General features: G+C 75.5%; 4 protein-coding genes. 3 read left to right on the top strand and 1 reads right to left on the bottom strand.

What is annotated here, in order from left to right:
- Positions 1–68: 68 nt before the first annotated feature.
- Entirely contained in the window at positions 69–6,980 is a 6,912-nt protein-coding gene (locus JL475_RS36750) for a type I polyketide synthase (protein WP_307825305.1), read from the top strand.
- Between the two features lie 91 nt (positions 6,981–7,071).
- Here JL475_RS36750 and JL475_RS36745 read toward each other — a convergent pair whose 3' ends face one another.
- Positions 7,072–8,334 carry a nucleotide disphospho-sugar-binding domain-containing protein gene (locus JL475_RS36745; RefSeq protein ID WP_202282527.1) on the bottom strand — a complete coding sequence of 421 codons (1,263 nt, stop codon included), beginning with the start codon at positions 8,332–8,334 and terminating at the stop codon, positions 7,072–7,074.
- Positions 8,335–8,536: 202 nt separating this feature from the next.
- Here JL475_RS36745 and JL475_RS36740 point away from each other — a divergent pair, with 202 nt between their 5' ends.
- Together JL475_RS36740 and JL475_RS36735 are read left to right on the top strand one after the other, a co-directional pair.
- Positions 8,537–9,442: a proline iminopeptidase-family hydrolase gene (locus JL475_RS36740; protein ID WP_202282526.1), complete on the top strand. Its 906-nt coding sequence runs from the start codon at positions 8,537–8,539 to the stop codon at positions 9,440–9,442.
- Positions 9,443–9,579: 137 nt separating this feature from the next.
- On the top strand, positions 9,580–10,500 hold the full coding sequence (locus JL475_RS36735) for an ACP S-malonyltransferase (RefSeq protein WP_202282529.1): 921 nt from the start codon (positions 9,580–9,582) through the stop codon (positions 10,498–10,500).
- Positions 10,501–10,546 lie beyond the last annotated feature (46 nt).

The raw sequence follows: 10,546 nt of genomic DNA, 5'->3' as shown, positions 1-10,546 counted from the left end.
ACGCCGCCGTCCTGCGCGTCCCCGGCGGCGACGACCCGGCCGACGCGCACGCCGCCGCCGGCGGCGCCGTGGAGGCGGTACGCGCCTGGCTCGCCGCTACCCGGCCCGCCACCGCCACCCTGGTCGCGGTCGCCACCCGCGCCGCCGCGGTCACCGGCGGCGACGTACCCGACCTCGGCGCCGCGGCCGCCTGCGGCCTGCTGCGCTCCGCCCAGCACGAGCACCCCGGCCGTATCGTCGTCCTCGACACCGACGCCGACGCGGACCTCACCGCGCTGCTCCCGGCGGCCCTCGCCACCGGCGAACCCCACCTGGCCGTACGCGACGGACAGCTCTACGCACCCCGCCTCACCGCCGTACCCGCGGCCGACGACCCCGCCGCACCGGAATCCGCCTTCGACCCGGAGGGCACGGTGCTCCTCACCGGCGCCTCCGGAGCGCTCGGCGGACTCGTCGCCCGGCACCTCGTCACCCGTTACGGCGCCCGCCGCCTCCTGCTCGTCAGCCGCCGCGGCCCGCAGGCCCTGGCGGCCCTCGCCGCCGACCTGACCGACCTCGGCGCCGAGGCCACCGCCGTCGCCTGCGACGTCGCCGACCGCGACGCGCTGGCCGCGCTGCTGACCTCCGTTCCCGCCGCGCACCCCCTCACGGCCGTCGTGCACGCCGCCGGCGCCCTCGACGACGGCGTCGTCACCGAGCTGACGCCCGACCGGCTCGCCGCCGTCCTGCGGCCCAAGGCCGACGCGGCCCAGCACCTGGACGAACTCACCCGCGGCACCCCCCTGTCGGCGTTCGTCCTGTTCTCCTCCGTCTCCGGCGTCCTCGGCTCGCCCGGCCAGGCCAACTACGCCGCCGCCAACGCCGTCCTCGACGCCGCCGCCGTCCGCCGCGCCGCCGCCGGCCACCCCGCCGTCTCGCTCGCCTGGGGCCTGTGGGAAACCGACGGCGGCATGGCCGCGTCCCTCGACGCCGACGACAGGCGGCGCATCTCCCGCGGCGGCGTCCTGCCGCTGCCCGCCGCCGACGGACTGCGCCTGCTCGACGCCGCCCTCACCGCTGGACGGCCCGCCGTCGTCCCCGTCCGCCTCGACCTCGCCGTTCTGCGCGGCCCCGACGCCGTCCCGCCCCCGGTCCTGCGGGACCTGGCCGGCCCCGTCCGACGCCGCGCCGCCTCCGGCCCGGCCGCCCTCGGCGCCGCGCCCGGCACCTCCTTCGCCGAACACCTCGGCGGCCTGCCCGCCGACGCCCGCGCCGACGCCGCCCGCGAACTGGTCCGCCACCACGCCGCCGCGGTCCTCGGTCACACCGGCGCCCAGGACATCGACCCCGGCAAGGAGTTCCAGCAGCTCGGCTTCGACTCGCTGACCGCCGTCGAACTGCGCAACGCCCTCAGCACCGCCACCGGTGTACCCCTGCCCGCCACGCTGGTCTTCGACTTCCCGACCGCCGACAGCCTCGCCGCGCACCTGGTCGCCGAACTCGCCGGCGCCACCGAGAGCCACAGCCCCGCCGCCCGCGCCGCCGAGCCCGGCGAGCCCATCGCCATCGTCGGTATGGCCTGTCGGCTGCCCGGCGGCGCCGCCTCCCCGGCCGACCTGTGGCGGCTGGTCGCCGACGGTTCCGACACCATCGGTGACTTCCCCACCGACCGCGGCTGGGACCTCGCCGCCCTGCACGACCCGGACGGCGCCCGCCCCGGCAGCACCTATGTGCGCGAGGGCGGATTCCTGCACGACGCGGGCTCCTTCGACGCCGCGTTCTTCGGCGTCTCACCCAACGAGGCCCCCGCGATCGACCCGCAGCAGCGGCTGCTGCTGGAGACCTCCTGGGAAGCCCTGGAGCGGGCCGGCATCGACCCGCTGTCCCTCAAGGGCAGCCCGACCGGCGTCTACGCCGGCGTCCAGTACCACGACTACGTCGGCAGCAACAGCACGGGCTCCATCGTCACCGGCCGCGTCGCCTACACGCTCGGCCTCCAGGGCCCGGCCGTCAGCGTCGACACCGCCTGCTCGTCGTCGCTGGTCGCCATCCACTGGGCGGCCCAGGCGCTGAGCTCCGGCGAATGCTCGCTCGCCCTGGCCGGCGGCGTCGCGGTGATGGCGACACCGGAGACGTTCGTGGAGTTCGGCAGGCAGGGCGGCCTCGCCCGCGACGGCCGCTGCAAAGCCTTCTCCGCCGACGCGGACGGCACCTCCTGGTCCGAGGGCGTCGGCGTCGTCGTCCTCGAACGCCTCTCCGACGCCCGGCGTCTCGGGCACCCCGTCCTCGCCGTCCTGCGCGGCAGCGCCATCAACCAGGACGGCACCTCCAACGGACTCACCGCCCCCAACGGCCCCGCCCAGCAGCGGGTCATCCGCCAGGCACTCGCCAACGCCGGCCTCACCCCCGCCGACATCGACGCGGTCGAGGCGCACGGCACCGGCACCGCCCTCGGCGACCCCATCGAGGCCCAGGCGCTGCTCGCCACGTACGGCCAGGAGCGCACCGACGACCGCCCGCTGTGGATCGGCTCCGTGAAGTCGAACATCGGGCACGCCCAGGCCGCCGCCGGCGTCGCCGGTGTGATCAAGGTGGTGGAGGCGCTGCGCCACGGCACCCTGCCCCGCACCCTGCACGTGGACGAACCGACCCCGCACGTCGACTGGTCGGCCGGCAACGTCCGCGTCCTCACCCGCACGATCCCCTGGCCGGAAACCGGCCGCCCGCGCCGCGCCGGCATCTCCTCCTTCGGCGTCAGCGGCACCAACGCGCACCTCATCCTCGAACTGCCCGAGCAGGAGGCGGCCCCCGCGGACGTCGAACCCGACGACCCCGCCACCCCCCTGCCCTGGCCGGTGTCCGCACGTGGCGCGGCCGCCCTCCGCGTCCAGGCCGAGCGCCTGCTCGACCTCATCGGCGACGACCCCGACCTCGACCTCACCGACATCGCGTACTCCCTCGCCACCACCCGGGCGGGCCTGGAGCACCGGGCCGTGGTCGTGGGTGCCCGCCGCCCGGAGTTCCTCCGCGGCCTGATGGCGCTGGCGGACGGCGAGGAGGCCCCGGGCCTGGTCACCGGTGCTACGGGCCGGGGTGGGCGGACCGGGTTCGTGTTCCCGGGGCAGGGGGCGCAGCGGGTGGGGATGGGCCGGGGTCTGTATGAGGCGTTCCCGGTGTTCGCGGAGGCGTTCGACGAGGTGTGCACGGCTGTGGACGGTCTGCTGGGGCGGTCGTTGCGGGCGGTGATGTGGGACGGCGGGGGGGATCTGGACCGCACCGAGTTCGCGCAGCCGGCGCTGTTCGCGCTCGGGGTCTCGCTGTTCCGGCTGGTGGAGTCGTGGGGGGTGCGCGGCGATGTGGTCGGCGGGCACTCGATCGGTGAGATCGCCGCGGCGCACGTGGCCGGGGTGCTGTCGCTGCGGGATGCCTGTCGTCTGGTGGTGGCGCGGGGGCGGTTGATGCAGGCGCTGCCCGAGGGCGGGGTGATGGTGGCGGTGGCCGCTGCGGAGGAGAGGGTGCGGCCGCTGCTGGCGGGTGCGGTGGATCTTGCCGCGGTCAACGGCCCGGCGTCCGTGGTGATCGCGGGTGCGGGCGCCGAGGTGGAGCCGGTGGTCGAGCGGCTGACGGCCGGCGGCGTGCGGACCAGGCGGTTGCGGGTCTCGCATGCCTTCCACTCGCCGCTGATGGAGCCGATGCTGGACGCGTTCGCCCAGGTACTGGCCGGGCTGACCTTCCACCAGCCCGAGCGGGTGCTGATCTCCATGCTGGGCGGTGCGCAGCCCTCGGAGATGGCCACGCCCGGCTACTGGGTGCGGCACGCCCGCGAGGCGGTCCGGTTCGCGGACGGCGTGCGGGCGTTCGCCGACGCGGGGGTGGCCCGCCTGGTGGAGCTGGGCCCGGACAGCGTGCTGACCGCCCTCGCCACCGAGGCGCTGGGCGACCGGACGGACGAGATCACCCTCATACCGCTGCTCCGCAAGGACCGCCCCGAGGCGACCGCGGCCGTGCACGCCCTGGCCGCGCTCCACGTCGGCGGCGCGCCGGTCGACTGGGAGGCCTTCTACGCCGGCACCGGCGCGCGGCGCGTCGAGCTGCCCACCTACCCCTTCCAGCGCCGCCGCTACTGGCTGGAGAACTCCGGCGGCAGTGCGCCCGGCGCCGACCACTCGCCGCTGCTCGGGCCGGCCACCGAACTCGCCGACGAGGGCGGGCTGATGTTCTCGACGCTGCTGTCCGTCGGCACCCAGCCGTGGCTCGCCGACCACACCGTCGGCAACACCGTCGTCGTCCCCGGCACGGCCTTGATCGAGATGGCCGTACGCGCCGGAGACGCGGCCGGCTGCGGCGCGGTCGACGAACTGACCATGGAGGCACCGCTGGTGGTGCCGGAGCAGGGCGTCCTCGTGCAGTGCGTGGTAGGCGGCCCGGACGGCTCCGGTGCCCGGCGCTTCACCCTGCACGCCCGCACCGACGCGGACGGTGCCTCGACGTGGACGCGGCACGCCGCGGGAGTGCTGCGGCCGAATGCCGGGCCGCCCTCCTTCGACCTCTCCGCCTGGCCCCCGCCGCAGGCCGAACCCGTGGCGCTGGACGGCATGTACGAGGAGCTGGACGCGCAGGGACTCGGCTACGGGCCGGCGTTCCGCTGCCTGCGGGCCGCGTGGCGGCGCGACGGCGAGTCGTTCGGCGAGGTGGTGCTGGCGGACCGGGAACGGGCCGACGCAGGACGCTACACGCTGCACCCCGCCGCGCTCGACGCCGCCCTGCACACCATCGGCCTCAGCGGGGCCGGGGTCGAGGACGGCGCCCTGCCGTTCGTCTGGGAGCAGGTCCAGCTGTACGCCACGGGGGCGACCACGCTGCGCGTCCACGTCCGGCCCCTCGGCAAGGGGCAGGTGGCGCTGGACGTGGCCGACGCCGCGGGGCAGCCGGTGGCCTCCGTCGGCTCGCTGCTGCTGCGGCCCATGGCCGCGCCCGCGGCGGTACCCGCCGACACCGGCCGGCCCGGCACCGTCGACTCGCTGTTCCGCGTGTCGTGGCAGCCGCTCACGACGGAGCCGGCGCGCCCCACGGGCCGGTGGGCCCTGCTGGGCCAGGACCACCTCGGCGTCGCCGGGGCGCTGGGCGTACCGGTCGTTCCGGGCCTCGCGGAGGCGGCCGGCGCCGAGGTGCTGGTCGTGCCCTGCGGCGCGGCCGATGACCACCCGGACGCGGTACGCGGTGAGACGCACCGGGTGCTGGCGCTGCTCCAGGCGTGGCTCGCCGACGACGCGTTCGCGGCCAGCAGGCTCGTCGTCGTCACCCGCGGCGCCGTGGGGCTCGACGGGGAGCCGGTGACGGACCTCGCCGCGGCCGCAGTGGGCGGCCTCGTCCGCTCGGCGCAGGCCGAGCACCCTGACCGGATCCTCCTCGCGGACCTGGGGGCCGATCCCGCGTCCGCCGCCGCCCTGCCCGGCGTGCTGGCCACCGGGGAACCGCAGGTCGCGCTGCGCGGCGGCGCCGTCCTGGTCCCGCGGCTCGCCCAGGTGGCGGCTCCCGCGGAGCACACCGCGCCGGCGGGCCCCGTCTGGGACGCGGACGGCACCGTCCTCATCACCGGCGCCACCGGCGCGCTCGGTGGGCTCGTCGCCCGCCACCTGGTCGTCGAACGCGGTGTCCGGCACCTGCTCCTCACCAGCCGCCGCGGCCCGGCCGCGCCCGGCGCGGCCGCGCTGCGCGACGACCTGACGGCGCTCGGCGCGACGGTGACCGTGGCGGCCTGCGACACGGCCGACCCCGAGGCGCTGGCGGCGCTGCTCGCCGCCGTACCGGACGCGCACCCGCTCACCGGGGTGGTGCACGCCGCCGGTGTGCTGGACGACGGAGTGGTCACCGCGCTGACACCGGACCGGCTGGACGGTGTGCTGCGGCCCAAGGCCGAGGCCGCCTGGCAGCTGGACCGGCTCACCCGCGACCTGCCGCTGTCGGCGTTCGTGCTGTTCTCGTCGGCGGCCGGTGTCCTCGGTTCGCCCGGTCAGGGCAGCTACGCCGCGGCCAACGCCGTCCTCGACGCCCTCGCCCAGCGCCGGCGCGCCGCGGGTCGGCCGGCCGTGTCGCTGGCGTGGGGCCTGTGGGACACCGCCGACGGCGGTATGGGCACCACGCTCGGCGCCGCCGACAGCCGGCGCATTCGCGACAGCGGCGTCGCCGCCCTGCCGGCGGCGGACGCCCTCGCCCTGTTCGACACCGCCGAACGGGTCGGTGAGCCGCTGCTCGTGCCCGTACGGCTGGACCTGGCCGGCCTCGGCGCTCAGGGCCCCGACGGGGTGCCGCCGCTGCTCCAGGGCCTGGCCCGGGCGGCGGCCCCGCGCGAGCGGCGCGCCGCGGCCGAGACGGCCGACGCGGGGGAGGGGGGCGGCCTGCGTGAGCGGCTGGCCGCGCTGCCGCCGCACCGGCGTTCGCCGATGCTGCTCACCCTGGTGCGGACCGAGGCGGCGAACCTGCTGGGCTACCCGGACGTCGAGGACGTCCAGCCCGACCGGCCGTTCAACGAGGTCGGCTTCGACTCGCTGTCGGCTGTCGGCTTCCGCAACAAGCTGTCCCTCGTCACCGGCCTGAAACTGCCCGCCGGCATGATCTTCGACTATCCGACACCGCGGGCCCTGGTCGGCCACCTGCTCGCCGAACTCGCCCCCGAACCGGAGGAGACGGCACCCGAGACCGGGCCGGAGCCCGGGACCGCGGACGAGGCGGACGGGCAGTACTCGGACGAGGAGATCCGGCTCCTGGTCGGCTCCATCGACCCGGCTGTGCTGCGCGCCGCCGGACTGCTCGCCCCGCTGCTCGCCCTCGCGGGCGGCGCACCGGCCGGCGGCGGGGCCGCACCGGACCCGGACGGCCCGGACGCGGCCGGCGCCGACGCCCTCGACGCCATCGACGCCATGGACGCCGACGCCCTGATCGACATGGCGCTCGGCGGTGTCACCGGCGACGACGAGGAGTTTGGCGGCAGCCCGCTCTGACCGGACTCGGGGGCGTGCGGCGGCACGCCCCCGAGTCCGGCGCCGCCCCCGCCCCGGTCCGTACGGACCGGGGCGGGGGCGGGGGCGGCTGTCAGCGAGCGGCGACAGCCGCCTCCAGCTCCGGCACGATGTCCCCGAACGTCGGCCGCTCCGTCATCTCCCGGCGCAGCTCACCGGCCGCATCCGCGAACGACGGCTCCTCCACCAGTCGGGCCACCCCGGTGCGGATCGCCGCCGGCGTGATGTCCTCCAGATCCACGAACAGCCCGCTGCCCTGCTTCGCCAGCGCCAGCGCCGACGCCCGCTCGCTCCAGGTGGTGCCCGGCACGATGAGCTGCGGCACGCCGTGCACACCCGCGTTGCCGATGGTGGCGCCGCCGCCCTGGTGCACGATGGCCGCGCACGTCGGCAGCAGTTCGTTCATCGGGACGAAGTCCACCGCGTGGACGTTGTCCGGGACCTTCTCCACCGACGCCAGCTGCTCGGCGGTGAGCGTCGCGACCACCTCGATGTCCAGCTCCGCGAGCCCGTTCAGGAGATCCGTCACCGACGCCTCCTCCTGGCCGAGGACCTGCCGGTTCGACACCCCCAGGGTGAGCATCACCCGGGGCCGCGCCGGACGCTCGACCACCCACCGCGGGATGGACAACGGCCGGTTCACGGGCACGAACCTCACCGGCCGGTACGCCACGTCCAGCGGGAAGCGCACACACGCCGGCTGCGGATCGAGCGTCGTCATCCCGAACCGCAGCTCCTCGTCGAACGACTCGCCGTGCTTCCCCAGCCAGCCGTCCATCCACTCCACCAGCGGATCGGGCTCGCGCTCGGCCTCCGGGCGGCTCGCCCGCAACTCCTGGAACTGGGCGCTGATCCGGGCGGTCTGGTCGGCCGCGTACATCACCCGCAGATGCGCCGCGCCGGTCACCCGGGCGATGAGCGGACCCGCGTACACCATCGGGTCCCACACCACCAGGTCCGGCTTCCAGCGGCGGGCGAAGCGCGCCAGCTCGTCCAGGAGCTGCGGCGGGGACGCCCAGCCGAAGACGTGCGTCCACCTCTCGTAGGTCTCCCGGACGTACTCCTCGGTGTACTTCTCCTCGCGGGTCTCGGAGATCTTGAACTCGCCGTCCATGGGGTTCCGGTCGTCGCCACCGAGTTTGCGGTGCCGCGGGATGTCGAGCTCCGGCCCGAACCACATCGTGTCCAGACCGGTCTCCAGATAGGAGCCGACCTCGGAAGGGTTGCGGCGGCCGACGAAGCGCACCTCGTGGCCGGCGGCGCGCAGCGCCCAGCCCAGCGGCGCGAGGCTGTAGATGTGCGTTCTCGTCGGGAAGGCCATCAGCAGGACGCGCATGGAGTTCTCCCAGGTAGTCGACGGGCTGTCCGCACCGTACTCCGGCAGGTCGTCGGCGGTCGCCGGGAACGGGCCCGCGGGCGGCGGATAAGGGCCCCTTAGGGGTTGGGGGCGTCCGGCGGCGGCCGATAGACAGGAGGCGGTGACGCGGGCGCCTGCGTGCGGCCGCGTACGCACCATGTTTCCCAGTGAGGTGATCGGCTTGGCGGTGGCACCCGACGCGAAGGGCTGGATTCCCTTCGGCGACTACCGGACGTGGTACCGGGTCACCGGAACGCCCGGCGGCGAACGGCCGGCGGTGATCGCCGTCCACGGCGGGCCCGGCAGCACACACGACTACCTGCTGCCCCTGTGCGGCCTCGCCACCGACGGCTGGCCCGTGGTGCACTACGACCAGCTCGGCAACGGCGGCTCCACCCGGCTGCCCGACGCGGACCCGGACTTCTGGACCCCGGAGCTGTTCCTCGACGAGCTGGACAACCTCGTCGACCGGCTCGGCGTGGCCGGCGACTACGTGGTCCTCGGCCAGTCCTGGGGCGGCATGCTCGCCGCCCGGCACGCCGCCACGCGCCCCGCCGGCCTGCGCGGACTCGTCATCGCCAACGCTCCCGCCTCGTACCGGCTGTGGCGCGCCGAGATGGAGATCCTGCGCGCCGCGCTGCCGCCCGGGGTGGACGAGACGCTGCGCAGGCACGAGGACGCCGGCACCACCGACAGCGACGAGTACTTCGAGGCGATGCGGGTCTTCTACGACCGGCACGTGTGCCGGGTGGTGCCCTGGCCGCGCGAATACCTGGCGTCCTTCATGGAGGTGTCGGGCAACCCGACGGTCTACTCCGTCATGAACGGCCCCAGCGAGTTCCACGTCACCGGCACCCTGCGCGACTGGTCCGTCGAGGACTGCCTGCCCGACATCGCCGTACCCACCCTGCTGCTCACCGGACGGCACGACGAGGCCACACCGGCGACCGTGCGGCCGTTCGTCGACCTCATCCCCGACGTGCGGTGGGAGGTCTTCGAGGAGTCCAGCCATCTGCCGCACCTGGAGGAGCCTGAGCGCTTCCACGAGGTGCTGGCCGCGTTCCTCACAGGTCTGCGCGGCAGCTGACCGCACCCGAAACGGCGGCCCGCCGCGGCGGACGCGGCAGCCCGGCACGGCCGGGCGGAAGGAGACCCATGACAACCGAGACGACAGCGGTGGACACGCCCGCCGACAAGGAGGGCGGCGCCCGCACCGGCACGGCGATGGTGTTCCCCGGCATGGGGCCGCTGCGCTTCGCCGACGTCGGCAAGTTCCTGCTCCTCAACCCCTACGCCCGCGAACTCGTCGCCGTCGCCGACGCCCGCCTCGGACACTCCCTGGTCGACCGGCTCCGCGAGGCCGAGGACGACTACTCCGACGCCGCGCAGGTCGCCTTCCTGGTCACCTCCGTCGCACTCGCCCATTGGGCCGAGAACGAACTGGGCGTCACCCCCACCGTCTGCGCCGGCCCCAGCTTCGGCGAGAAGTCCGCCACCGCCTACGTCCAGTCGCTGCCCTTCGAGGACGCCGTGTGGATGACGGCCGAACTCGCCCGCTGCCTCACCGAGTACTTCGCCACCGCGCACACCGACGTCGTGACGTGTTCCTACGCCCGCGTACCGGGCGAGCGGCTGACCGAGCTGCTGGCCGACCTCGACGCGCGCGGCGAATGGGCCGAGATCTCCTGTCACGTGGACGACGACCTGTTCATGGTGTCGCTGCGCGAGCACAACGCCGACTGGTTGACGCAGCAGTTGCGTTCCCTCGGCGCGCTGCCGCTCTACACGATGCGCCCCCCGATGCACGCGGCGGCCTTCGGCGGGCTGCGCCGCAAGGCGGAGGACGAGGTGTTGGGCGCGCTGCCGTTCGCCGACCCCGAACTCCCGGTGGTCGCCGACCAGGACGGCTCCGTGGTGCGTACGGGGGAGGGGATGCGCACGATGCTGCTCGACAGCATCGTGCGGCCGATGCGCTGGCCCGACGTGGTGGCGTCGCTGCGCCGGCAAGCCGTCGGACGGGTCTGCGTGGCCGGCCCCGACGCGCTGTTCGGCCGGGTGCGGTGCACCACTGAGGCCTTCGAGGTGCTGCCCGCCAACCCCGCCCTCGCCCTGCGGCCCCGCCGCCGGGGCGCCGCCGCGCCATGAGCCGGGACCGGGCCGGGGGCCCCGACCCGCACCGCGGGTCGGGGCC

This window comes from Streptomyces sp. M2CJ-2, from assembly GCF_016757295.1.
In the GTDB taxonomy this organism is placed as follows: domain Bacteria; phylum Actinomycetota; class Actinomycetes; order Streptomycetales; family Streptomycetaceae; genus Streptomyces.
The sequence above is the reverse complement of the archived record's forward strand: the minus strand, read 5'-3'. Positions and strand labels throughout refer to the sequence as shown.